Below are 26687 nucleotides of genomic sequence, written 5' to 3' on the forward strand. Positions count from 1 at the left end.
ATGACATTTGTAAGAATTCACAAGTTATTTATAGTAATTTTGCACAGATAGTATATTGCAAGCAATTTCATATTCATTATGAATTGCAAGTGGTGGTACACATGAGACGTGGTAAACTCGAAATTATGATAGACATACTTAAAGTTGTACAGAGAACAGAAGCAACAAAAACTTCTATCGTCTATAAAGCAAATCTGAATTTTAATCGTGCTGATAATTATCTTGAAGCCCTGATAGACCAGGGATTAATTGCAAAAGCATCAAACAGGTATATAATTACAAACCTGGGGGCAGGTTATCTTCAGAAAATGAGTGATGTCAGAGAGGTGTTAGAAGCACCAACCTGCTGAAATGACTTCAGATACAAAATCTTACAATTATTGAATTTATTAATCATTACCGTCTTATTGATGGTAATGTGAACTATTTTTTTACTAGTTCCTCAATACAATTATTTATAAAAAGTAACTTTGTTTTCAGAAATTGTAATAATAAAGTTTATAATCTATGCTGTAAAATTGTATGTGGGGGTATATTATTTGAAAATAAGAATGTTGAATTCAAGAAATGAAATTAACAGACTGGGCGAAGATGAAAAATTCATACACTTTTCGTTCAGGCCGAGTGACATAGATATTCTGGAAATACTCAAAAATTGTCCAAATCTCAAAGCAGCCCAGATTCCTCCTTCTTACATGAAATCCCTTTCGGGAAACGTGCCAAAAATACTGAAAATGCAGGGAGTGGAATTACTTAAAGGGGATTTGAAGGGAACTAAGGTCATTAAATATATGGAAGTTATCGAGAAATAATCTTCACTTTCATTTAAATTGGAAGCAACACAAATTGCAGTTATCCATCTTTTAATTTCTGTATAATCTACAGAGATTTATTTTTTAATGAATTTAATTTTTCCAATTTAACATATTGTCAGCTTATTTAAATACTTGGATTCTTCCATTATTCTATTCGTTTTCAGGGAGGAGTTCCCGTCGTAACTTCCGCATATGCCCGTAATATTTCCGCTACACTCCATGCCTGCGAAATACAACCACCGGGATTATGTGGAGAGTCGCCATCAAAAACTTCAGAAACGGTATCTATACCTGCTTCATTAAAATGCCCGGTAAATCGAAGTATAAGAGTGCGACAATATTGTCTGCTATTCTCAGAGTTTCCATGTACTTTCAAATAACCACTGATGAAAAACCCAAACAGCCATGGCCACACTGTCCCATTATGATAGGCCTTATCCCTACTTACTGCATCTCCTTCATATTTTCCCACATATTTACTGTCAGCCTTTGAAAGGGTGCGCAGGCCATAAGGTGTTAATAAATCCTCTGCTACCTTTTGGAGTACATAGAATGCTTTATCTTCAGAAAGTACGGGAAATGGCAGGGAAATTGCAAATATCTGGTTTGGTCTTACAGATGCATCTTTTATTTCTGGATCCTCTGGGAAAATACAATCATAAAGGCATAATTTATCGGCATTCCAGTATTTTTTGGCAAAGTTTTCCTTTATTTGATGAGCTAACTGTTTATAGTCTGAAGAAGGAACATCAATTGATTTCGCAAGCCAGGTAACTGTACAGAGAGCATTGTACCATAAAGCATTAATTTCACAGGCTTTACCTTCCCGGGGAGTCACATTTAAACTACCAATTTTTGCATCCATCCACGTAAGCTGAGGTCCATGGCTAATCAACCCGTCAGAATCCATATGAATATTGTTTATAGTTCCTTTCATGTAATTTTCAATAATATCAGAAATTACAGGCCAGATATTGCTGACAAAAGCCTGATCTTTTGTGTAGGCAAAATATCTACCAACTGCATGGACAAACCATAAGGAAGCATCAACTGTATTATAACCTGCATCCCCATCTTGTCTATCCGGGAAATAGTTGGGAATCAAACCCTTGAAACAATATTTTGAAAAAGTTAAAAGTATCTGACGGGCTTTGTCATATCTACCTGTAACAAGTGTAAGCCCTTCAAGGGAGATCATTGCATCCCTGCCCCAGTCAGCAAACCAGTGATAACCTGCAATCACTGAAGCTGACAATGTGGTCTGCCTTTTCACAATAAAAGAATCAGCAGATAATCCAAGAGTTTTCATGAATGTATCAGTAACGTCTAATGCTGGGCAAACCTTTTTTCTTCTTGAAATTTCTCTCCTGAATTCTTCCTCAGCATTGAAATTTTCAGTAATTGCGGAAGTTGTTACAACAACATAAAAAACCTGTCCTGAATCTTTATCCATCCGGCCCTCGAAATAGCCGGGATTGTAAAGGTCTTCCTGATAATCCAGTCCTCTTTTCCTATCTGTTTCATATTCAAAATTGTAATACCAGTATGGTTTTGGATTATATTCCATGTTGGAATTCAATTCAAAACTGTCTTTACCATTGTAAATCATCACCTTATAAGCTTTGACTGATTGCCCAAAAGTAATATCATCCGATCTTTTTAATTGGTGAAAATTCCTGTATGTAACTAACGGGAAAAGTCTCATTGTGATATTATCTGTTTCCCCGTTTATACTGTATCTGATAACGGTGGAATTTGTTCCATAAACCATGAAAATCTGTTTTTCCAGACTTACATTATCGACGGAATAATTAAAGGTAGGTACCGGTTCCGTTGTATATCCTTTAAGATAGTGGAATCCTTTCGGATGAATTGTTTGTGGATATTTGTGGCTGGCAAGACGGTATATCTTTCCTCCAACTTCCAGTTCTTCATCCAGGCTGGAAAGAATTACTTTGCGCTCCACAGGTGCGTCTAAGGCTGCTATAAGCAATCCATGATATTTCCTGGTATTGGCACCGATAACAGTGGATGATGCATAGCCACCAAGACCATTTGTTACTATCCATTCCCTGGAAGCAAATTTTTCGTAACTTTTCTCATCTTCAGGAATATCCGGCATACCTTAAACCTTATTCTTGAATGGTTTCGCTGTTCTCATAGTCATTTAGCAGGAGAATATTTGATATCATAAGGGCACAGCTCCAGCTTAATGGGATGGCCCATGCAGGTCTGCCTGTATGCTTATCTACCTGTTCCGGTAACATTCCTGTACAGGTTGTTCCCCTAATAGACCATTTAATGTATTCCAGGGCTGATTCTACGAGTTTGGTTTTCTCCTGAGTCCCAATCTTCTCTGAAACCGCCAGGGTAAGCATGGCACGGGAAAGCCAAAGAGTTGTTACTACCCAGGGATTACCTCCTATATAGTGGTCATCTTCGAAGCGCTTTATGCCGAAGTGGCCGTTAACCGGGATTTTCAGTTTTTCCGCCACATTATTTATCATTGAGATTATCATTTCCCTTTCCTGTTCATCTTCTGCTGACAGCATCCCGAAGGGGACAAATGTACCGATCATACTTGCATCCACAGTAATATCAAGGGAATCATCTATTATACCCCGCCCAAAATAGCCTTCTGCAATCCACATTTTTTCGATTGTTGTATCTTTAACCAGAAAAGCCCGCTCACTCCAGCGTTGGGCAAGTTCTGGTTCCCTGTAATCCTCTGCCATGACAGCAGCGCTTTTCAGGCCTGCATAGATGGATGCATTGGTATAAATGAAAATACCCTGGTAGGTCTCCCATAAACCCCGGCAGGGTTCGTGTAGACCTTCAGGTGTTCTTTTCATTAGATATTCTGCTGCACTCAACACGGTAACCCACATCTCATCCAAAAACTCGAGTTTTTCGATTCCTTCCAGGGTCTGGTAATATCTTTCGATCGCAAATAATGTGGAGCCAGTCTCATCAATCTGGGTAGAACTCTTAAAATTACCCCAGGAAGGAGCTTCTTTTCCATCCAACCAGTATCTCTGGAACCAGGAACCGTCGGGAAGCTGGGTTTGTTTGCACCACCTGAAGAATCTGTCACAGTAGTCCGGATATGAAGCGTCCAGGAATGCAATTACCACTTCTGCGCAATCCCTGTTCCAGCAAAAACCATAACCTCCGCACATCTCAAAATCATGATCGAATTCAGGAGCTGCAACAAAAGAACCATTTGAATCGTCGCTTAACAGATTCAGGCAGAGAAGGCACCGGTCATACATATCATAGAGTGATTCACGGAATTTGGGTTCATTTTCGAGTTTTGGTAATTGGAGCACTTTTTTCCTTGAGAGCCATTTAGCCCAATGTTCCTGTGATTTATTCATCAGGTTTTCAACTGGAATACTTGAAATAAACCGCATCCTTTTATAAAGTTTAGTCCTGTCAGAAGCCGCTCCCAGAAAGACGCTAATCGTCTTTTTTTCACCGGCTTTAAGATCCAGGTCCCACCCGATTGCATTGTTGAGGTTGCCGATGTCTTCAGGATTGTTCTGAAGCTGTCCATCTTCCATATCATATTTTGCGTTTGTCCACCATATCCTGTCTGAAGCTTTGCCTACCTGCCACTGGCTGAAGCGGGGAACAGATGTAAGTCCCAGGTGACAGGAATGACGGTACTGTACCAGCAGATCGGCATCTTCGTCACAGAATGCCGAATTTTTCTCATGGGTATCTCCCACTCGCAGGTCTGAGTAATAGAATAACTTGCCATGAAACTCCTGTCGGGAACATATCTCATACTTTCGAATAAGAACAGGCAGATCAGGATGCACAAAATCCCTGATTTTTAATTTTATGCCAGATGGATGGGTAAGCTCGGTATTCACAATATTTGTTTCATCCATATAATCCTGTTTTACAGTCCACTCATGATTATTGGACCAGATCAGTTTTCCATCTGCATATATGCAGGCCTGGGAATCAACTACATGCTGTGCCCAATCCCTGCCGGGATAGAAGAAAGTTACAAGTTCTCCCTTCTTACCCATTGTTACCAGCAATTTATTATTACCGACTATGACGTTGGGCTGTTTTATCAATCTGGTTCCTCCAGGACCTTAATATACACATTAGCGGTAGATATTTTTATCTTTGCCGGTAAGTTTTTTGAAGACTTGTGACTTGAAATCATTAATTATTGCCATAAAATTTATGGCTGCGTCATAAGGGGATGTATGAATGCTGAAATAGGAATGAACATCCCCATCTCCAAGCCATTTAGTGCACATATAGTAATAATGGTCTGATGTGAGAAAATGTTTCCAGATGTTTATGAGGTTCCTGTCACCTGTTTTTTTTACATAGGGTTCCAGTAGTCTCACCTCCTCGAAACACCTCCTTTGCATATCATTACCCAGCCATGCACTGGTGTCCCTTTCAATGTCGGCCCAGGAAATCGTATTAAAATCACCCACGTCAACTTCCCCTATTGTCTCATAATTTCTTATTATTTCTGAGGGAGTGCTGAATACCAGATCCCTTTTGAGAACTTCCTGTGGAAGTGCACGAAGAAAATCAAATATCCCGGTGTCTGACCATTGGTGTTCCCCGAAGGTCTCGTAATCCATGAATATATTCAGGATGTCGCCTTTTTCATGTGATGCCCAATCTGCCCATTTTTCGGCCGTCAGTGGATACCCACTCCACCAGCGTGCAGAAAATCGGTATCCTATATCGTCGGTCAGCTTGTAGTTACGCAGCAGGACTTTCAGGTCACAATCTTTCGCTTTATACACATGGTTGGGAGAAGCCACAAGTCCGTCAACACCCTCGGCAAGTATACCTCTGTATCCCATTTCCATGACATTTCTTGCGATACTGTTGTTGTAAAGCAACTCTGTATTCCTGAAGAAATGTGGTTTCACACCCACCAGTTCTGAAATGAGTTTATGATGCTCACGTACCTGTTCAGCAAATTCTGTCCTGTCATCAAAAAGGCCTGCTAGGGAATGGTAATTCGTCTCATCCAAAAACTCTACACAGCCGGTGTCGGCAAGTGCGCGGAACAAGTCGATGATCTCGGGATTCCACTGTTTGCACTGGCTCAAAAGTGTGCCGGTGATCGAGACACTGAAACGGAAATCACCTTCGTATTGTTCAGCCAGCTGAAGCAGGGTCTTTGTTGCCGGCAGGTAGCACTTATCAGCCACTTTCTCAAATATTTCCCGGTTTATAGCGCTATCGAAATACCTCTCAAACCCTTCCGAAAGGTCCGGCCAGAACCATTTCATGCGGTAGGGTTGGTGGAGCTGGAAGTACATGCAAATTGATTTCATTTGCCCGCCTCCAGTATTGCACGTTTGAGGTCAGAAATAATGGAGAAAATATTTACCGCCCGCTCGGCACCAAGATTTGTATTTTCGTTTCCCATCTCAAGTAGGATTTCACTTTGCTGAAGACAGCGGTATATGTAGTTTAGGTTGCTATAATCAGGGCTATCCCTGATATCCTTCAACATTTTGCTGATAATAGTAAGTTCATGAATATAGAGGTGCTGTATATGATTGCCTACCAGATTATGTAATCCGTAGCGTGCTGTGGAATTGGTTTTCAGGGTTTCCAGATGTTCGTGTTCGAAAACGTTGACTGCTGTCTGTGGTGATATTATGTCAATACCGTGTTTACCCAGACTCTCCGGTAGCTCGGCCAAAAACTGGCTTATATTACTTTGCTTCTTATGGTGTCTAATCAGAGAGTCGAAACTGAAATACAGGGTTACAACATCACCTTCCATATTTGCTATCCAGGATGCAAATTTATCAGCAATAAGTGGGTAGCACACCCAGCCTCTGTCCGAAAATCGTGTATCTATATCCTCACTTAGATTTATGTGGCGCATTAATGTTGGCATATCACCCCTGTACACGTGTAGGGGACCTCCCTCATGTATCATGTTGTCCGATCCTTCACAAATATAACAACTAAATCCCATATCTCTGATGGCTGGAACAATATTTTTGGCGATTAGCAATTCCGAATTAATGAAGGTTTTAGGTTCATACTTGAAAAGTTCCTCTATTTTAGTCCTATGCATTTTGACCTGTTCCCTGAATTCTGTGCTGTCAGGGAACAGGGCTGCAACTGAGTGGAAATAGGGGGAACATGCAAAGCCTGCTCCCCTGTTTTTGAGCTCTCGGAAGGAATCAATTACAGCAGGATGCCAACGACATTGATCCAGAAATATCCCGGAGACATTAAAAGTGTAGGAGGCTCCCCTGTCGATGGATTCCAGCAGTGCCTCATTCATGGAAAGAATATCAGGTACAACTTTTTCAAATCTGGAATATATTCGGTGCTGGTCAAAAAATCTTTCGAATTCTACTGTAGAATAACTTTCGTCCGGCCAGTACCATTTTACATCATAGGGTATATGGACCTCGCAACAGATGCATACAGCTTTCATCTCGTTCACCACTTATCAGTATAATTATGCAAAAATGCTACAATTTTCTTTATTTTTCCCGGTCACATCTTTATAGACTTCTGTTGTCTGTTTTGCGATATTTTTCCAATTATACTTGCTCCGGATTAACTGGTGACCGTTAATGCCCATTTCATTGTTGTGCACATTATCAAGCACATAATTTATTCCCCAGGCAATTGATTCCGGATTCTGGTACACAAGCACACCATTTTCGAAATTATCTATGATATTCACAGCATTTGTGGCCACTATATTCTTACAGGCATCCCAGCCTTCCAGCACCACAATGCCGAAGGGTTCGTTGCGGCTGGGTACACAAAGGATATCACAGGCATTGATCCAGTTTTGGCGAACCTCATCGGTTGCATAACCTGAAAAGAAGCAGTATTCAGAAACCCCATGCTCTTTTACCAGAGCCTCACAATCAGGTCGCATATCTCCTTCTCCAATGAACATAAATCTCGCGTTCCAGTGTTTATCAAGTATATACGGGATTGCTCTGGCCAGCATATCCGGCCCCTTCTGGTAACTCATACGGCCTACAAACAAAACTACGGGTGCAAAAGGGTGGAAACCGAAATCGTGTTTTACCTTGCCCTGGTTTACCTCCTTTTTAATCCTGCCCGGTAAAATTCCATTGGGAATTATAGATATCTTATAATCGGGTATTTGGTAGAGATGCTGGACCTCTTTTTTGAGTTGCAGGGATGTAACGATAACATGTGTGGATTCATAGCCACCCAGCCATTCCCTGTGAGAGATTTCCTCAAACTGGTAGCCTCCCCTGTATATGCTGCCGTTGCGTCCCCATTCGGTGCTGTGATAGGTGATTACAAAAGGGGTTCCGTCTTCATTTTTTAGCCGGGTAAGAACATTGATAGGATGCCAATCGTGCATGTGAACCACATCAAATTTTCCATACTGTTCTGAAACGTCCTTAAAAATGGAATACATGGAATCACACATGCTATCCATCTGGTGCAGAATATCCTCTGAGAGATCATGGTCAACACGATGATAATGAACCCCGTTTATTGTTTCATGAGTACCAAGGCCACAGTTACGAGTGAATATATGGACCTCATGTCCAAGTTCTACAAGATTTTCAGATAGTTCAGAAACATGTGGTGCCAATCCTCCAACTTTTACAGAATGCAGACTCTCCCAGGAAAACATTCCGATTCTTAAATATGTCATAAATGCACAACCCACCTTTGTTAAAGTAAATTTGTCTTCAATTGCTCTACTGCTTTTTCCGGGGCCATTGTATTGATGTAAATCCCTGTATTCTTTTCAAAGCCTGCTGCTATGGATGTAACCGGTTGTATCTTTACATTGAAATGATATTCCGGGTCATCATTAAGCTGGTAAAACATGTAATTATAAGGCAAATCACCGATTGAGTTGCTTAATACCGAAAGAGAGACTTGAATCGCATCACCCAGAAATCTCAACAGGTCGTCCGTGAAATCAGATATATGATGAATGTGTCGCTGTGGCAGAATCCATAATTCATAGGGGACCTTAGAACAATAAGGAGCAATGACTATGAATTCCTCATTGCGGTACAAAAGCCGATTACTTCCGTATTCTTTTACCAGGATATTGCAGTAAGGACAGGTTTCAGAAGATTTTATTGTCTGGATTTCTCTTTTCAGTGTTGGAGGCATAACCGGAAGTGCAAGTAACTGGGAATGGGTATGTGCAATAGATGCACCTGCCCTTTCGCCTTTGTTTTTGAATAGTGAAACGTATTTGATCTTTTCCAGTGATTGATAATAATTCACTTGTTCTTTGTAGGCTTTCATTAGAAGCAGGATTTCATTATCCGAAAAATCAGGGATTTGCCTCGAATGTTTTGGAGTTTCTACAATAACTTCATGGAAACCATAGCCTTCCATTGCCTGGAATTCGGTATTGGATACTTTTGCGGGATTCTGTATTAATGCCGGATAAAGGTTGGGAAAACACCTTATATCCCAATCTTTGATCCTGAATTTTTCCGAATCCTGAAGAATTTGCCCCTCCTTATAAACAGCTGTAGCAGGAGGCGTTTTTTCTTCATGACCTTTGCAGAAGACACAATCAGATGTCTCCTTTTCCAATACATCTCCCAGGTAATCAGACGGACGCTTGCCTCTGCCTGGTGCTATTATGCAATACTCATCCAAAAAATAGTGTTTGCGTATTTGTGACATGTACCCACTACCCATATTCCAATTAACGTTTTCTCCTATATATTTTTATATGAATGCCTGATCAGTGTGGTGAGCTTATTCCATTCTTTTTCCTGTCAGCATTTCATAATATTTCTTAACCGGATCCCGCCAGTTCATATCATATGCAAGAAGATTTGCTTCCCGGCACAGGAGGTTGTACTTAATCCGGTCATCAGTATAGGTCTCAATAAAATAATCCATTGTCAATGCGTAATCTGCTATAGTCTCAATGTAGGGCAAAGTGATATTATCGACGACTATGACTCCGCCCATACCCATAACCAGACGCTTGAGGGTTTTCAGAGCGTCACTAAAGCCACAAACCTTACTGACAATACTCGGAGTTGCCTCCTTACCTGCTTCCAGTCCGGTTAGCAGGAAAGGCTCATACTTGGAGGGAAAGATTCCCGCAATGCAACCTGACATTACTTCATCTACTTCCATATTCAGGCCACCATCATTGCCTGACAGCCACTGAGGATAAAATACTGCGCCTACGTGCCGATTCCCGCTGACCAGCCTAGCTGCATCAAGGCCACGTTCAAGGATCATATTTTGAAGCCTGAGCTCAGACCCTATCAAAATCTCTTCAGGCAATTCTATAGGGAAATTTTCGGGTGGATTGGTTTTTGGTCCATGAGCTGTAATTATAAAACATACTACCCTGTAACCTTCATCCAGGCGGGAAGATTCGATTTCTATTCGTATCATCCTGTCAAGAAGCACAAGCGAATCAAGGAGATCCGGATAACCCTTGTTATCAATTTCTATACGCGATAAACTAAAAATCGGGATTATTTTCTCAGGATCGATGGGAACCCCATCATACACCTTGTGCAGCTTTTCAGACAGGAATTTCTGAATTTGCTTCCTGCACTGATTTTTCTTGTCCCATGAGATCTCTTCACTTTCAGTATCGAGCTCAATACCATTGCGCACCACAATTGAATCGATGCCATAGAAAAGCGATATCTCTTTTTTGGTTGAATCTCCTACAGCTGTGACAACATCGGCATAGGAGGCGAGAGATTCCAGCTTTGCCATATTTATGGGTACACCTGCATCCCAGGTGCTGTCATTGTCCCGAATCTTTTGGATTGAACGATGCCCTGCTGCCCTGCCCGGAATAGTGGCATGGCAGGTGGCAACTGAATTCACCCTTACTCCCAATTTTTCGAGCCGGGCTATTGCGTAAAAGAGGCCGAATTCGTGGCAATGCAGCGATACGTAGAGTGTGGGCATAAGGGATGTCACGAATTCCGAGATTGCCCTGTCTGAATACTTTTCGCTTTCTTCCTTTTTTATTGAGACCAAAGCACGGACAAATTCAGAAACTGCATACGATATATTGAGGTAGTGGGTATACTCATTACCATTACCCATACTTTCATAGGTCCTGGAATCCAACCCTATCAAGTCATAAGCTTCTGCTTTGATCTTATTCTCGAGGCAGACGTGCTTTCCTTTGTACTCAATTGTTTTCCGGCAGTAATCATTTGTCTTGAACATAAGGTATATGATTTCTATGCCTCTTATATTGCGTGACCTGGCAACCAGGTCAACTCCTTCTTCACTTAGCTTTGTAAAGACACTTTTGAGTTCTTCGTCAGGTTCAAACTCATCCAATTCGCTCAGGTCAGTTATCCTGTTAAGACTCTTGTTCCAGTCAACTCCGCTGTGATCAAAATAAGGACTTGCGACAAATATCCTGGTTTTTGGTTCCTCATCAATTGTACCGTCCTCAAACAGTGCTGCAAGCGTCTTAACTTCAGCATCGATAACATTCCATATGCCCCCCATCTTATTGGATTTAGGCCCGGCTTCTTCGCCGGCTATTATTATGCATTTGCGTTCAAGCATGAATCCACCCCATTTATAGTAGTTATCTGTTTTTTTGGGATAAATGTTTGCTGAAAAGGTTTGGCTATACTATAATGTACTCGAACACATTATTAATAAAGGAATTTAATATATTCTGTACATAATTTTTGAAATATTCAATCTCAATAATGTTGCATTATTTATTGGTGATCTGAATGGCAATTAAAGGAAACTGAAAAATGAAGTCTGAAATAACAGGAGGGATAATATGGCTGACAGCATGATTTTAAGAGTAGGTGAAACTGCGCAGGGGGTTGTTTGCAATGAATTATTGCAGGCAGAATTCAATATGGCTCACTTAAAAAACACCATCTTTCAAGCGGCTATGATAACAACACCTATATGGTGGCATTGGATGGTTGCAAAGGAGAATAAAATAAACATTCATAAAGATATAAAGTGGTAAAAAGGTCTCTGATAAAGCAACTTTTGTTTTGAATCATATATTTTGTGGATTGTATATGTTTTTAGTTTAACATTATTTATTCCTCTCAATTGAACGTAGACAACCTTCGGCTTCTCTCAGGAGATATTTTCTGTGTCCTTCGTTTTTTTCTCCTCTTGCAATCCTCAATAAACCGTAACTCATATAGAATGGTAAAATACGTGTAATCCTATGGAATTCTTCCAAATTTTTACTGTATTCCCAGAGAAAATGACCTATGTAAGGTTCACCCCTACGGTCTTCTCCCTTTAGTGCAAAAAAATTCTTAATCTCGGCAGAAAGTATTCCAGGATCATGTATCGGGTTTGCGTGGTCTACTGACAGTTCAAAGTCAATAGCATAAGCCCAGCCTCTGTGCAGGAGATAATTTGCAGGGGTAGCGTCATGATGGATCTGACAACCATAACCCAAATCAAGAAAAGAGCAGTACCACCATTTTCCCATTAATTCCTCGTATATTTTTCTTGTATGGTGGTCAGGATTGAGGTAGTTTAGATTTTTGCTGTACATAACGAATTCTTTTTCCTTATCATAATGCATTCTTGTCTTATCATGTAGTGTCCTTAACAGTCGGGCAACGGCTGTCAGGCTTTCATAGAGTCCGTATTCTTCCTCAAAATATTTGTATAAAGGTTTTCCTGAGATATATTCTGTTATCAGTACACAATCAAAATCCCTGTTTATGGCAATGGTTTCCGGTATATCGATGATCCTGGAGATCTCTTTGAGTTTGTAATATTCATTGACCATCGCCCTGTCCGGGTCATATTCCCTGATAAAACCCAGTGGCCTGTTAAAGAACTTGCCCATGACACTGAAGCCTTCTCCCTTGAATTCATACCTGCGAACCATGTGGGAGGCTGCAAACTGGAATACACGGACAGAACATTCCTTGTTTTTGATCCTTTTGCCAAGTATGTGGATAAGCCAATCCCGAAAGGGATCACCAGGTTTAATCTTTCCAAGGTATTTTCCAGACATCAGGAATCCCTACTATAGAGATGGGCTGAAACAGGATTATTTGGTTTGATATTAGAAGATGACAAAGCATTGTTTTGAGATCAGATATTGTCGTATTTCAGACAAATATGTCACAAAATTTCCATGCCTCTTCTATTTCCAGGGCCTGCATACCAAGTTCCCTGGGTGGGATGATATCGTTGCGGACGGTGTCTCCGATAGAGAGAACTTGTTCTGGCTCTAATCCAAATCTATCCAGAGCTGTTTGGAAAAGACGTTTGTCGGGTTTTTTGTAGCCGTAATCGGAGGAAAAAATTACAAAATCAAACTTTTCATACATCTTCAGATAACGAAGCTCAAGTTCTGAAAATACCCGCTGGCCGTTGGATATTATGCATCTTTTTGGAATATGATCACAGATTTCGAGCAGTTTGATACTTTCCGGATAGGTTCTGAATCTCCTGATAGAGGATGCTCTGAAAACACGTGCTGCTGAAATTCCGACCATTTCTTCATCAATGGTCCAGAGTTTGTAGTCATAGCATATGTCGGAGAATATTTCTTCCACCTTTACTTCCGGGTATTCCTGCCCGGAAAGGTTCATCTTTTCAAGAATCCTTTTTTTATATTCATCCCTCAATACATCAGGCTTGATTTTTACCCCGTTGTACCTCAGCCAGACACTCAGCATTTCATAGGTCTGTTCAGCGTCTTCGTCGGTATCGATATCTATGAGGGTTTTGTAACAATCAAATATCACGCCCTTGATTTTCCCACTTTCAAACAAACTATCTTCCCCTTTTAGATCTAATCAGATTGGGCAGTCCTTTTGGATGTAATTTCCCTTGTCTCCCGAATATAAGTTGTTATTCTTCTTATAAAAACTATAATCTGATAGGCTGGATAGAATATCTCTATTCAACTAGTGTTCGACGTTCCCAGAAATACAAGAAATAGGTGATGAAGAAAATTGTTGAATAGGAGTACATTTCGGAGGGTACTCAATGAGTCGAGTACAGATATTCACAGGTACAGGGATATTGGGGGCAGCCTTTGTGCTTCCCTGGGGATATCCGGACCTGCTAAACTGATATGGTCTATATCCAACCTGCCTTAGTATGGCATAACTACCAGAATGGCCAGAAAGAGCAGGCAATAATGTTCAAATTGATTTTGCATATACTCAGGAATCAGTGATTTTTCTCCTAAATGATCTTCCCACTTAATCGAATTACTCAATACCAAATTGATACACTTCATTAGTTAGACCCTATTCATCAAATATAATGCTTTAGCATCATGATTTTCCTTTCTGTCTTGCAATTTCTCCGTGTCTGTATGTAACTAAAGTACGATAAATCCCATATTGTACATTTTTGTCAATTTTTAATATAAACGACACAAAAAAACAAGTTTAAATATTTTACACTCTGACAAACAATTATGTGTGCAAAGAAAAAATCCAACGTCAAAGAAAAACCTCTCAATACAAAACCAAAGATGCACTTGCTATAGGTGCATTTGCACTTATCGCAAGTCCTGCATCGGTAGGGGTCACCCTCTCATTCAGTGATCTGAATATGGTAGACAGCAAGGAATAAGAAATATACCAGATGTCTGAAAACTCATCAACCTAATTATCATGAATTAATTATCCTTCGCAAAAATGGAAGATCATCTATTAGGTTTGTTGTATATACAGAAAAGAGAGAATTAGAGGTAATGAGAAGTGCTCCGATCGGGATTCGAACCCGAGTCTTCGGCTCGAAAGGCCGGAATGATTGGCCGGACTACACTATCGGAGCACGGTTGGCCGCTATCTAAAAGCGACCCTACTATACGTTACTAGTATATATAGTTTTTGTCAGACCTGGTTTTGTTTTTCTTTAACTAGCCTTAATATCCATTCTGTAAGCGCTTCGCAATGTTCGGGGTGGCACGCAAGCCTGCAACCTGTGCACGGAGAGAACATGCCTGCTGCAAGCATAAGTTCATAGGATTTCTCATCCGGTGTTGTTGCCTTTATGAGATAGGTGCGTGACCCGTTGGCTACAGCTGGTTCTCTTATGACTTTCCCTTCTTTCATCAGACGGGAAATCAGACGGGAGCATTTACGACTATCAATGTCGAGGTCTTTCCATAGCTCATTCTGATAAACACCGTCATGATGCTTGCGAATTAGACTCAATGCCTCTTCTTCAATTCCCATGAATAACCCGTTAATTATTGTTTTTCAGCCGGTACGATTAAGATAATGTTGTTTCCTCTCAATACTACCGAGCCCAGTGAACGCTGACGCTCTCCTTCAACCATCTCAAAGGTATCCTCCAGATGGAGATTCATATAATCATCGGCACTTTTCAGAATACCGTCAAGTAAACTGTGGTCACCTTTCATTTCAACCTGAATTCTGGATCCAACAAGTTTCTGTACCTTCTTATTCGGGAACAAAATAAAATCCTCACACAAATATCATTTTTAAATATAGATTAAGTTAAAATACGCGAATGTAAACTGTAGTCTCCCTATTTATGCCTAACGATTATAACCCTGCAGGTTTAAATATATTTGCTCCCTGTTCAGATATATCCCTGAAGATGTGAACTGTCATCATCTACCTGCTTTTTAGTAGAAGTATTCTGTGCACTCTTTCTGGCAATCGGGCCAAACGCAGCTTCATATTCCCTGATGTGTTGGCCGAGCCATTTGGAGAGTTCCATTGCGGCCAGAGGGGACAGGATTACTTCTGATTCGAGGTTACGTTCGATTACCTGTTCATTGTCATTTGAAACTCCGCGAGGAGTATCATTATAAAAACATATCCTGAAATCATAGGGGCTGTGTCCACCCATTGCCCCGATGGCATATACCTGATTGAAATGATCTGGTTTATGCAACTTGATTTTCATATTCTTTTTTTGGGTTTGCCCTTCCTTTTGTTCCTCTGTCATAACCTTGTCCTCGTTTCCAGATTTCATAAACCTTATGCCTTAATATGTTTTGCATTTCATCTGCCGGCTTCTACACTCTTTTTCAGATCCTTTGCCTGTTTTGCGATATCCGTTTTTGAATGGGCACTTGCCATCATTTCAATAGCATCAAGGTTGCGGATAACGCCATCAAGGTAGCCGTAAAGATCACCAACATATGCACTTATGCCATACTTTTCATTCAGCCTGGCTGCAATCTTCTCGGGATCGCGGCCACTAGCGCGCATCCTGATAATCATTTCGGAAAAATTCTTTTCAGCACATCCACAATACGGGCTCTCTTTACATCCGCATGTCAAAAAATCAGTAGCAAATTCGAAGAGTTGATCTCTGATCTTCTCTTCCAGCTGGGACAGGTTATCTCCCTCAAATACAATATCCAGAGCAGCTCCCTGAAAAACCCGCGATGGCATATTCACGTTCAGAGCTGCTGATATCTGGGGTGCAAACTTAAAGTAAACCGCATCGAAAAACTCCAGATTGGCTGCAATCTCGATTGGGTCCTGGCCTGCAAGTACTGCATCCCTGATAAGGAACGCGCGTGAAGCAGAGAGGAAATGTCGGGCTGCAATACTGCCCATTCGGGTCAATTTGATGCCATCGCCTTTCTGTGTCAGGAATCGGTATTTTTTCAATTTATTTACAATGGAATTAAGGTCAATATCCTCCACCATCTTGGTGCATATATAGTTCAGGTCAGCTTTTGAATTTGTGACTGCAACCGAAGCCAGGACTTCCTCTTCCTGTTCTTCCTGACCATATTTCAAATTCATTTCCTCCATCTGGCCTTTGAGCAGTTTCACTGCCATCTCGTCTTCTGTCATGGCCTGTCCGCCCCCGTAAGTCTTATCAGGACTTGCAAGTAAAACGACCACACCTCTATCATGATAATCCGGCCTTCCTGCTCTTCCTAGCATTTGTAAGAATTCTTGCAGGTTTATCCAGTCAATTCCCATTGCAAGGGATTCAAATATAACCTGTGAGGCAGGGAAATCAACACCTGCTGCCAGGGCTGCTGTTGTCACTACTACAGGAAGTTTTCCGGAGGCAAATCTCTCCTCCACTTTCTTACGTTCCGGATTGGCCAGGCCAGCATGATAGGCAGATGCTGTGATTGGCAGGGCATTTGCAAGACGATGACAGTTTCTACGCGAATTTGTAAAGACAATGGTCTGGCCCTTATGCCCCTTTGAAGATACCTGATTGTATTCCTCACGTATGAGCCGGGTCATTATCCTCAATTTGCTTTGTTGGGGGCAAAATATAAGATGTCTCTCTATAGGTACCGGACGATGTTCATACTCCACAAGTTCAGCATCCAGATGTTTTGCAAGAGCGTGGGGACTTCCTACTGTTGCAGAAAGATAAATGAACTGTGCCCCTGGTGATGCATATTTGAGACGTCCAATAACACCATCAAGACGATGTCCTCGTTCTTCATCTTCCAGCATGTGGACTTCATCTATTACCACTGTGCCAATTCTACCCAGCATATCTGCTTTTGAAGAACGCATAATATGGTCGACCCCCTCGTAGGTCCCGACAATAATGTCCGTATCAAGAGAACGGGACATATTTTCCGTTTTGCGCGTTTTTATACGAGAGCTTCCTATGCGTATTGAAGTCTGGAGTCCAAAATCTTTGTACTTTCCATTGAACTGGCTATATTTCTGGTTTGCAAGAGCAACCAGGGGCACAAGATAAAGCATCTTGCCCTTTTTTTTCAGGATATTTTCAATACCTGCCATTTCCCCTATCAATGTTTTACCGGTAGCTGTTGCCGAGGTAACAAGAAGATCATTTCCTTTTAGTAAACCCTTGCGTACAGCAATACTCTGTACAGGTAATAGGTTTTTAGATTTTTTCAACAATGATTTCTTGAATTGGCCGGATATTGGAAGTTTACTTATTGGATATGGGTTCTGATCTTCTTTTGAAGCAATTGTATCGTATCTTGTAACTTCCGAATCAATCTCTTCAGGATTTAGCATGCCGATTGTGCGGTCAAGGTCTTTTGTCTTGTTTAAAACATCAAATATGCGCTGTATGGCCTCGTCAGAATAATGGCATTGGGAATTACGCAGCGCTCGCTTCAGTTCCTCCTGCGCACATGTTTCACAGATACGCTCTCCCTGATGAGAAATAGATTTCTTGTTCACAAAATTGAATTCCTTGTTGAGCAGACAAAAACGGCATACATCTACCATTTCACCAGTAAGGTGGAAACCTCCGAGCATTTCAATGATCTTTTTGTGGTTTTTGGCGTCTCCCTGCCTGGTAATCAGTATTCTCTCCGAACGTCTGAGTAGCTCGATAAATTCCTCAGGTGAGCGGTAATCCTGCTTCTTATCTTTCGATACTAGAAATCGTAAGGGTCGCGGTCCTGCGTTGGTACTTCGCAGGGTCAGTTCACCTACTATTGCAGGAGTTTTTTTTCGGTCTTTAATCAGCATTACTGTGACCTTACCTTTTAGAGGATAGAGAAGAGTCCAGAGGGTCATATTCTGTGATAGACGTATTTCCCTTTTATAAAGTAAGCGTCTTCTTCGTATAATACTATATATTTCATCAAATATTATTCAGTATATTTTAGCGTAAAGTTTTATAAATATGCTCTATATACTAATCGTTAGTAGTGAAGGGTAGCTATGCAGAATAACAATAATGAATATCTTGAATTTCAGCAAATGGTACAACCGCCAAAAAACAAGAATGTTTTGGGCAATTCTAACAACTATTCTGGTAGTGCATCTACTGATGAATCAAAACCCCATGTTATGCCCACAGGCATATCTTTACTTGATGACAGTCTCAGTGGTGGTCTCCCGTCAAGTTCATTGATCTATTTTTCTGCCGATCCTCTATCGATGTCCGAGGTTTTCCTGTACCAGTTTTCTCAGACACGGAAAACTTACTATTTTGCCACAGGTCGGCGCCCTAAATATATCCATCAGGACATCGTAAACTTAGGCTTTGATCCCTCCAATATTATTTTTGTTGATGTTTATGGAGAATACTACTTTACACAAACCGGAGAAATGGTTAGCAGTGTGGGCAATGAGTTTGTTGATTCGAAGATAATAGAATTCACCGAATACAATCTACAGAATATTGCCCTGGATGCGGAAGGCGATGAGGTGAATGTAATATTTGATACTTTTTCCTTTTATATCAATCTTAATGTCAATACGGGCCTGATCAAACGTCTATTAAACATGCTTTATGAAACAACAAAACAGATGGTTTCACAAACCTATCTTTACAGTCTGAAAAGAAGCAGTCCGGAAGCACTTGAAAGTGACCTCTTCAATTCCGCAGATGTGATATTTGACGTAATCGTTGAAAGATCATCGGATCAAATAATAAACAAACTCTCAATCCCGAAAATCAGGGGTATGATACCTACTTCTGATGTTATCAAGTTCAATGTGGCAGATGGGGTCCATATTGATACATCAAAGGATGTTGTCTGATTTCAAAGACATGCCTGGTCTTTTGCCAGCCTGCATATACATGTCTTTTTCTCATCCATACAAAGGAATGCGTTGACAATAAGATCAAACAGTACCTTTTCCCGTTTTTTAAGTACGCTAACCACTTCATCTGCGGTCAATCTTTCATTACTCATGCCACATGCAGGGTTGGTAACGGTACATATTGAGGCATAACAGATTTTCATTTCACGGGCAAGTATCACTTCCGGCAGGCCGGTCATACCTACAACATCTCCAAATGAAGCCATCATTTTTATCTCTGCTTTAGTCTCAAAACGTGGCCCTTCGGTACATATGTATGTTCCTTCAAAGAATTCTTCTTTCTTTTCCTGCAAAGCACTCATGAGGGATTGTCTGAGTTGTGGGCAGTATGGTTGGCTCATGTCCACATGTACGGTCTGGTCATGATAATATGTGGATTCGCGCCCTTTTGTAAAATCAATGAAATCATCAGGGATAAAAAATGAGCCAGTAGGGTGGCCTTTCATGGAACCTACAGAATTTGTGGCGATTACGTGTTTGACGCCAAGTTTTTTTACTGCACATATTATGGCATGATAGTTGATCATGTGGGGAGGAATATGCGGGCCTGATATCGAATGTCTGGGTATGAAGGCAAAGTTAATACCACTGGTTTTACCAATAAAACATTCCACATCCCCGTAGGTACTTGAAATGGTCATTTTTTCATAACCATTATTTTTGAGCAAACCTACGCCTCCAATTATGGCAAAAGAAATTTCCCTGTCCATTTTCATTTCTCTCGATTACCTGTAATGGATAATTTTACACCCGCAAGGGCTGAAATTATGGAAAACACTACCGAGTAAATGAAATATTGTAAGCTGAAACTACCTGCTGTGGATTCGGAAGGCAGGGAACTTATTGATAATATGTATTCACTGGAGCCCCATAGGAGAAAACCTGTCGCAATCACAAATAGGGCAGGAGATAGTTTTCTCCAGCAAAAATGTTTTTCCATTTTTAGATCAATTATCTTTCCTGCAATCGCAAAAAGGAAGGCTGAAACATACCACCATACGGATTTATTTATGAAAACGGTTACAAGAGTAATCAGGCCATAATACCAGCCACCTCCTGTTGTATAGTAGCCCCATAATTCAATAGCTCCCATTATGGTTGCGATTATTGTCAACAATCCTGCGGCCATATAGGTGACAAAGGTCATCTGGCCCGCATAAAAGGCTTGTTTCATCTTTTCCTTGGCAATAACAAATGATTCGTCCAGATTGAATCCTCTGTATAACATATAAATGCCAATAGCAGCGGATATCCCGATAATTGCTCCTTCTGGATACCGGGCTAGGAGGAATATGGCATAGATAAGAGCTGCAAGTCCCAGAGGTACAAAAAATGTCTGGGAAATCTTGGGGTCATTGAATGCATGTTTTAGAATGTAATATGTACTTTCAAGATTTGCACTTTGTTTAACGACTATCCTTTTTACAGAATCGATTTTTATTCTTGATTGAACGATAGGTAAAAGGGTTTCATCTTCAGCTCCATCGGAAACAAAAATAGCCTCTTTGGGGCCATAGCGGGAAAGTATATCATCAAGCTGGCGTGATATGCGCTGGTCGGAAATAACACCTACATTCCGGTCACCTGCAAAAGAGACCAGTTCAACCTCGGTTCCTTTTTCTTTCAGCTCGTCATAAACGCGGATTCCGCCAAATAGTGTATTGATATCTGAATCTTCCGGATCTGCAGACGCAAGCCTGACAGCAGCATCTACGTGAGCCTCTCTGCCTATAATTGGTGTTTGGACCCCTGCTTTGTCCCCAAGGTCGTTGTCCCGGTCTATACAGATTACCAGAGTTTGCATTGAAGTTCTAGATATAAATTAATACGAAGTTATATATAGGTTATCTGGAGCGGCTCTTTCATGCAAATCCTTCAATCAGCCGGCGTGCCCAGTTAAGTTTTTTCTTTTTGATTTCATCGACATTTTCGTCATCAAAATCAAAACCTACCAGAGTCATGGAAGTTGCCCCCAGCTGATGAGCCATGAAAACACATCTATCACCATCGGTAAAGCCTCCAAAGTTGAATAGACCGTGTGGTGGTTTTGTCTGGGATGTACCGATAATATTGGTCAAAAGAGGTACAAAAGAAAGAATTTTGCCTGTATTGTCCCCATGGGAATGCACAACCATTATGGCTCCCTTCTTGTTTGCCTCGATCTCTTTTTCAACATCTCCGTCAAGATCAGTTACAACCACATCCGGAATAAGGCCTTGCTCCAGCAGGACTGATGTTGCTCCATCGGCAGCAATGATCACATGGTTTGAAGGGTCTACCTGCTCGAGATCTTTTTTTAGTGTGGGGGCATTACCGCAGATCAGTGTATCTTTGCCCTTGATAACATCAGTAAGACTTTTTAGGTTCGCTTTCACGGGTCCGATGAGAAGATTTGAGAGAAGCTGTGCAGCATCTGCATCAGCATCTTCGGAAAAACCGAAATCTTCTACTATTTTTTTGTATATCGGTTCCCATTTGTCATACTCCATACAAATTCCTCAGTTAGCAGGGGATATTCCAATATGTACATCTATGCCTTCTACATTCCAGTCTTTTACCAGAGTGCCTGTAGCGTCCACATCAAAGCCAATTACCTGGACCTGTGATCTGACTTCTTTTGCGATGTAGTTTTCTCTGTCCAGCACCAGATCGACAATTCTTTCATCATCGATACGGATATGTGCAAGGATGTTCTCATCCACTTCCAGGTCGAGTTCCTTTCGCATGTCCTGTATCCTGCGGATCACTTCACGGGCAAAACCTTCGGATTCGATATCTCTGGTCAGTGTTGCATCTACATAGATTCTCCCTCCGCTGAAATCTGCCACAGCAACCATTGAAGGCACTCTGTCTTCAAATTTGACCATTTCCGGGGTTAAGGTTGCAGATTCACCGTCGAGGGAAATCTCCAGTTCCCCGTTTGCAAGTCCTTTTTTCAAATCAGTTGCATCGGCTTTCTGGATGTACTGAATAACCTTGCCTGCATCCTGTTTAAAGACCGGTCCTATAGCGCTGTGATTTGGAGATGCTTCTACTCCAAGTTCATCCCAGCTGTGATTAACTTCCACAAGATCGATATCCCTGGCGTTAGTCTGGTCCATAAGGACAAAACGCAGGTCGATTATAGCATCGTAGACCTGTCTGCTTTCAGGTTCAATGACTATGCGGCTGACAGGCCAGCGTAGTTTTCTTTTGACTTTCTGGCGTGCATTGGATGCGGCTTCAACCATGGCACGCACAGCCGTCATTTTTTCTTCAAGGTCGGTATCCTTGAGGGATTCCTCCACTGTTGGCCAGTTACACATGTGAACAGTCAAAGCTGCATCGTGATCAACGTTTTTCACAATATTTCCATACATTTCCTCTGCCAGGTGGGGCATGAACGGAGCAATTACTTTGCAGAGAGTTACAAATACATCATAAAGTACCCTGTACACTGCCAGTTTGTCAGGATCATCCGCCTCATTCCAGGTACGAGGTCGAATGAGCTGGATGTACCACCGGGAAAGATCTTCCAATACAAATTCATTGATGGTCCTGATAGCACGATGCAGCAGGTACTGCTCCATTGACCTGTCCACTTCTTCTATTACGGATTGCATCCTGGACAATATCCAGCGGTCTTCTTTGCGCAGGTATGGCTCAACTGCTTCAAAAGAAACTTCCTGTGGATCAAATTCATCCAGGGCCATATAGGGAAGAGGGAAACGATAGACATTCCAGAGAATATTTATTGTCCGGTGGATTGTTGCGAGTTCATCCTGATTAAATTTAAGGTCTTCCCAGGGAGCACTTGAAGAAAGCACATAGCAACGCAGGGAATCAGCGCCGTATTTTTCGATGACTTCATGAGGCTGTACCACATTACCCAGACTCTTGGACATTTTCTTACCTGTGCTATCCAGTGTAAATCCGTGCATCAGCACACTCTTGTAAGGAGCCTGTCCAAAGGCCACCATGCTGGCTCCGAGCTGGGAATAGAACCACCCTCTGGTCTGGTCATGTCCTTCTGTTATGAAATCTGCAGGCCACCATTCTTTAAACTGGTCTTGCCGGTGAGGGTAGTTCAGTGTGGCCCAGGATGCCACGGCGGAATCAAACCATACATCAAAAACATCCTCTATCCTTGACATACGGCCACCACAATCACATGTTAATTTGATATCGTCTACATAGGGCCTGTGGAGTTCGGTGTTTGGATCGACATCGGCAATTTCCTGCAGTTCCTTGCGGGTTCCCACGACCTTGAGGGATTCACATTCCTCGCATCTCCATACAGGCAGGGGTATTCCCCAGTAGCGTTGCCTGGATATGCACCAGTCCCTTGCCCCTTCGATCCAGTCTCTGAATCTTGCAGAACCGGCCCAATCAGGATGCCATTCAACCTTTTTGATTTCTGCAAGCATATCTTCCTTCAGATCACCGATCTTGATAAACCACTGCTTGGTGGCAAGATAGATGATAGGCGTCTTGCATCTCCAACAATGGCCATAACGATGTGAGATGGATTCTTCAAAAAGCAAAAGGCCTTTTGCATCAAGATCTTCTATAACAACTTTGTTTGCATCCCGGATATTCATACCTTCATACTTGCCGGCTTCAAGGGTGTAGTGGCCGTTTGAACCCACCGGACAGAAAGCAGGAATATTATTTGCCTTTCCCACCTCAAAGTCGTCCACACCGTGGCCTGGTGCTATGTGGACACAGCCGGTATTCTCAGCAGTTACAAAATCAGCAAGATAGACTCGATGATCGAAATTTGATTGGTCTGGTATGTTTTGCACAAGTGGATGCTCGTATTCCATGCCGGCAACATCTTCACCTGTCATTGTTTCAAGGATTTCATAATCTGTGTACCGTCCCTTTTTAAGTACACTTTCAACAAGATCGGAGGCCATTATGAGTATTTCTTCTTTATCCTCTTTCACAGCCCTTACTTTTGCATATTCAAAATCAGGATTTACAGCCACAGCCATATTTGCAGGGATGGTCCAGGGTGTGGTAGTCCATATGACAATATAGGTATCATTTTCATCTTTTAATGCGAATTTGATGAAAATGGAAGGGTCGGTACGATCTTCATACTCAACTTCTGAATCCGCAATTGCTGTTTCACAACGGGGACACCAGTTCACTACCCGTTTACCCACTTCAAGCAGATCCTTTTCGTAAGCCTGTTTGAGGGTCCACCAGGCAGCTTCTATGTATTCATCCTTTAGGGTCATGTAAGGATCTTCCCAGTCCAGCCACGTGCCAAGGGTGCGGAACTGGTCTGTCATGGCGTCCTTTTGTTTCAGGGCAAATTCCTTGCATTTGTCAACGAAATTTTCGACACCATAACTTTCAATATCTTTTTTTGATTCAAAACCCAGAACACCTTCAACCTTTACTTCTATGGGAAGGCCGTGCATGTCCCACCCGGCCCGATCTACAATATCATGCCCATTCATGGATTTGTAACGAAGTATGGAGTCTTTGATAATTTTGTTCCAGGCAGTACCCAGATGTATATGTCCGGTAGTATATGGCGGGCCGTCCACAAAGAAAAATCGCTTTTCTCCACGGCGATGTTCTCTTACTTTAATGTAGGCCTGGTTATCCTCCCAGAAATTGTGGACCTTTTCCTCAAGTTTTTGTGCATTATATTGATCGGTGACTTCCTTGATCATAATAAGTAATCTCCATGAACAGCTGATATTCTGATTATCCTAATACTACAATGGGTTTAAATAATTTAGCTTTAAATAGTTCGTGGGTCTTTATACTGAATACCAAAATGGGTGCTGGAATCAACTTTTAAGAAAAATAATATACTTGCATCAGTGCAAGTTTGAATCTTCATTTAATATCCTCAGCATTTCAATTATGGAATATGCTGCACGTGTGACTCCCATACTGCGGCTATCGGTATCAGTACCTGCCACATAAAGATTTTTTACGGGCGTTCTTATCCCTGCAAAATGGCCATTTATGGTAACCGCAGCTTTTTCAGGAATGGTTATCTGGTCATGTTGCATTTCCACATGATCCTGTACCTCTGGAACAGCTGTGTATATGGTCTCATGGGCTTTTTTAATTTCCTTTTTTTCAGGGGAAGAGTCATCTATTGCAAAAGCAAAACCTACAAGTTGTTTCCCTGGTGGGGCAAGGGTTGGATCATAGTTACTAATTGGCATTGCCCAATAGGCATTATCCTTAAACCAGATCTCAGAACCTCTGTAGTTGAATTCATTCCTGATCTCATCAAGACCCAGCCATACAGTCAGGCTCTTACTATTAACAATTCCGCCCAAATCCTCTGTATACTTGCGGGGTAGATCTTGCACTAATTCGGGTAATTTCTTTACAAAACCGGTGTGTATAACAATGTCTGCAAGATATATCTCATCGCTTTCCACTCCTGTTACCTGACCATTTTCAACAAGTATCTTTTTAGCCTCACTCTCAGTCTTTATATCAACTGTATCGGGTATAGAATACAGGATTGCATTGAGCAGTGCTTTGAGACCTTTTCTTGGATATCCCTGGGAATAGTTTGCCTTGTTTGTTGCAAGCCTTCCCAGGGATGAAAACTGGCTTGATACACTGTTAAACCGAAGTTGTAGTTGATTATGGTAATTTGCAGGGATTATGGATTGGAGGATAGAATCAACCGGTGGTTTGTCGGGTTTTGATACAATACTGGTAAATTGTGCCTGTGTAATACTGTCCCTGACAAAACTGCTCCCTGTTAATATCCTGTGCACTGAGGTTTCCTTCATTGATTTGCCTGAAAGGAAATGGGAGATTGCATCAACAAAGTTATATGAATCGGTGGAAAGTGTCTTTGGTAGTGCATCATATACAGATTTTTTTGAAAGGTCGGCCCGAAGGTAGAAAGTGTCAATTCTTTGGTAAGGGTCTGTGCAATAAGTAATCTGTCTTTGCGGGGCAGTGCATCAAATACAGCAAATTCTTTGAGATTAGAAGGTACTTTTAGAAAATTGCGTTCAGTTCTGACAAAATAATTTCCGTAATCCTCGAAAACAGGAAGATAATCAAAGTAATTTTCCATCAATCTTTTCAAAGGTCCTACTTCCAGATGAGTTATTGCATGGGGGCCGGTATCAACCTGGAATCCATCAACATCATAACTGTTACAGTTCCCTCCAACCTGGCTATTCTGTTCCAGTACCAGTACTTTCTTTCCGTGTTTTGAAAGTGTCAGTGCGGCAAGCAGGCCTGTTGCTCCTGCACCAATTACAATGACATCATATTTATTCATAATATTCTCCTTAAAAGACCCGAATATTCAGATTATTCTGTAGATTTATATATGTAATATATAACCAAGATTGACAGATGTATTTTTACTAAATACGACAAT

The 26687-nt window shown here is 41.4% G+C and carries 22 protein-coding genes, 1 tRNA gene and 1 pseudogene; 5 read left to right on the top strand and 19 right to left on the bottom strand.

Features of this window, described 5'->3' with window-relative positions; genetic code table 11:
• The first annotated feature begins 101 nt into the window (after positions 1-101).
• Entirely contained in the window at positions 102-350 is a 249-nt protein-coding gene (locus MMAH_RS03860; protein WP_013037229.1) for a winged helix-turn-helix domain-containing protein, read from the top strand.
• A gap of 189 nt (positions 351-539) precedes the next feature.
• Positions 540-812, top strand: coding sequence for a DUF1699 family protein (locus MMAH_RS03865; RefSeq protein WP_013037230.1), 273 nt, complete (start codon positions 540-542; stop codon positions 810-812).
• 163 nt (positions 813-975) lie between these two features.
• On the opposite strand, the gene MMAH_RS03870 is transcribed toward MMAH_RS03865, so the two are convergent.
• From MMAH_RS03870 to MMAH_RS03900, 7 genes are all read right to left on the bottom strand, one after another.
• Entirely contained in the window at positions 976-2937 is a 1962-nt protein-coding gene (locus MMAH_RS03870) for an amylo-alpha-1,6-glucosidase (RefSeq protein ID WP_013037231.1), read from the bottom strand.
• Positions 2938-2947: 10 nt separating this feature from the next.
• Positions 2948-4906 (bottom strand): glycoside hydrolase family 15 protein, encoded by a 1959-nt coding sequence (locus MMAH_RS03875; RefSeq protein WP_013037232.1) that lies wholly within the window; start codon positions 4904-4906, stop codon positions 2948-2950.
• Between the two features lie 30 nt (positions 4907-4936).
• Positions 4937-6142, bottom strand: a complete 1206-nt coding sequence (locus tag MMAH_RS03880) for a glycoside hydrolase family 57 protein (protein ID WP_013037233.1) — start codon at positions 6140-6142, stop codon at positions 4937-4939.
• Positions 6139-7269, bottom strand: a complete 1131-nt coding sequence (locus MMAH_RS03885; RefSeq protein ID WP_013037234.1) for a glycoside hydrolase family 57 protein — start codon at positions 7267-7269, stop codon at positions 6139-6141. The genes MMAH_RS03880 and MMAH_RS03885 overlap by 4 nt, the downstream gene beginning before the upstream one ends.
• A 24-nt stretch (positions 7270-7293) precedes the next feature.
• A complete protein-coding gene (locus MMAH_RS03890) occupies positions 7294-8487 on the bottom strand; it encodes a glycosyltransferase family 4 protein (protein WP_013037235.1) in 1194 nt (397 codons plus the stop codon).
• A gap of 20 nt (positions 8488-8507) precedes the next feature.
• Positions 8508-9488, bottom strand: coding sequence for a galactose-1-phosphate uridylyltransferase (locus MMAH_RS03895; RefSeq protein WP_048902107.1), 981 nt, complete (start codon positions 9486-9488; stop codon positions 8508-8510).
• Positions 9489-9563: 75 nt separating this feature from the next.
• Complete coding sequence (locus MMAH_RS03900) at positions 9564-11369, bottom strand: glycosyltransferase family protein (RefSeq protein ID WP_013037237.1); 1806 nt, start codon at positions 11367-11369, stop codon at positions 9564-9566.
• A 229-nt stretch (positions 11370-11598) separates the two neighbouring features.
• Between MMAH_RS03900 and MMAH_RS03905 the strand changes: the two genes are divergently transcribed.
• Positions 11599-11796 (top strand): hypothetical protein, encoded by a 198-nt coding sequence (locus MMAH_RS03905; RefSeq protein WP_013037238.1) that lies wholly within the window; start codon positions 11599-11601, stop codon positions 11794-11796.
• 72 nt (positions 11797-11868) lie between these two features.
• On the opposite strand, the gene MMAH_RS03910 is transcribed toward MMAH_RS03905, so the two are convergent.
• The gene (locus MMAH_RS03910; RefSeq protein ID WP_013037239.1) at positions 11869-12816 is read right to left on the bottom strand and encodes a BUD32 family EKC/KEOPS complex subunit; all 948 of its coding nucleotides are present in this window, start codon (positions 12814-12816) and stop codon (positions 11869-11871) included.
• A 97-nt stretch (positions 12817-12913) separates the two neighbouring features.
• The gene (locus MMAH_RS03915; RefSeq protein ID WP_013037240.1) at positions 12914-13582 is read right to left on the bottom strand and encodes an HAD family hydrolase; all 669 of its coding nucleotides are present in this window, start codon (positions 13580-13582) and stop codon (positions 12914-12916) included.
• 658 nt (positions 13583-14240) lie between these two features.
• On the opposite strand from MMAH_RS03915, the gene MMAH_RS10455 reads away from it, so the two are divergent.
• Positions 14241-14396 carry a hypothetical protein gene (locus tag MMAH_RS10455; protein ID WP_157198689.1) on the top strand — a complete coding sequence of 52 codons (156 nt, stop codon included), beginning with the start codon at positions 14241-14243 and terminating at the stop codon, positions 14394-14396.
• Positions 14397-14525: 129 nt separating this feature from the next.
• Here MMAH_RS10455 and MMAH_RS03920 read toward each other — a convergent pair.
• The 5 genes from MMAH_RS03920 to MMAH_RS03940 form a co-directional block, all read right to left on the bottom strand.
• A tRNA-Glu gene (locus tag MMAH_RS03920) sits at positions 14526-14600 on the bottom strand.
• 59 nt (positions 14601-14659) lie between these two features.
• Positions 14660-15004: a helix-turn-helix transcriptional regulator gene (locus tag MMAH_RS03925; protein WP_013037241.1), complete on the bottom strand. Its 345-nt coding sequence runs from the start codon at positions 15002-15004 to the stop codon at positions 14660-14662.
• Between the two features lie 14 nt (positions 15005-15018).
• Entirely contained in the window at positions 15019-15246 is a 228-nt protein-coding gene (locus MMAH_RS03930) for an LSM domain-containing protein (RefSeq protein WP_013037242.1), read from the bottom strand.
• A 128-nt stretch (positions 15247-15374) separates the two neighbouring features.
• Positions 15375-15746 carry a DUF3467 domain-containing protein gene (locus MMAH_RS03935; RefSeq protein ID WP_013037243.1) on the bottom strand — a complete coding sequence of 124 codons (372 nt, stop codon included), beginning with the start codon at positions 15744-15746 and terminating at the stop codon, positions 15375-15377.
• Between the two features lie 56 nt (positions 15747-15802).
• Positions 15803-18286 (bottom strand): DUF5814 domain-containing protein, encoded by a 2484-nt coding sequence (locus MMAH_RS03940; protein WP_013037244.1) that lies wholly within the window; start codon positions 18284-18286, stop codon positions 15803-15805.
• A gap of 147 nt (positions 18287-18433) precedes the next feature.
• Between MMAH_RS03940 and MMAH_RS03945 the strand changes: the two genes are divergently transcribed.
• Positions 18434-19258, top strand: coding sequence for an RAD55 family ATPase (locus MMAH_RS03945; RefSeq protein ID WP_013037245.1), 825 nt, complete (start codon positions 18434-18436; stop codon positions 19256-19258).
• 2 nt (positions 19259-19260) lie between these two features.
• Here the strand turns inward: MMAH_RS03945 and MMAH_RS03950 are convergent, their stop codons facing one another.
• The 5 genes and pseudogenes from MMAH_RS03950 to MMAH_RS03970 all read right to left on the bottom strand — a co-directional run bounded on the left by MMAH_RS03950 (position 19261) and on the right by MMAH_RS03970 (position 26585).
• Complete coding sequence (locus MMAH_RS03950; RefSeq protein WP_013037246.1) at positions 19261-20031, bottom strand: MTAP family purine nucleoside phosphorylase; 771 nt, start codon at positions 20029-20031, stop codon at positions 19261-19263.
• 2 nt (positions 20032-20033) lie between these two features.
• Positions 20034-21125 (bottom strand): DUF373 family protein, encoded by a 1092-nt coding sequence (locus MMAH_RS03955; RefSeq protein ID WP_013037247.1) that lies wholly within the window; start codon positions 21123-21125, stop codon positions 20034-20036.
• Positions 21126-21183: 58 nt separating this feature from the next.
• Positions 21184-21810 carry a 6-hydroxymethylpterin diphosphokinase MptE-like protein gene (locus tag MMAH_RS03960; protein WP_013037248.1) on the bottom strand — a complete coding sequence of 209 codons (627 nt, stop codon included), beginning with the start codon at positions 21808-21810 and terminating at the stop codon, positions 21184-21186.
• A 9-nt stretch (positions 21811-21819) separates the two neighbouring features.
• Complete coding sequence (gene ileS, locus MMAH_RS03965; protein ID WP_013037249.1) at positions 21820-24990, bottom strand: isoleucine--tRNA ligase; 3171 nt, start codon at positions 24988-24990, stop codon at positions 21820-21822.
• 150 nt (positions 24991-25140) lie between these two features.
• Positions 25141-26585 (bottom strand): annotated as a pseudogene (locus MMAH_RS03970) (phytoene desaturase family protein).
• Positions 26586-26687: the final 102 nt, after the last annotated feature.

The organism is Methanohalophilus mahii DSM 5219 (genome assembly GCF_000025865.1).
Taxonomy (GTDB): domain Archaea; phylum Halobacteriota; class Methanosarcinia; order Methanosarcinales; family Methanosarcinaceae; genus Methanohalophilus; species Methanohalophilus mahii.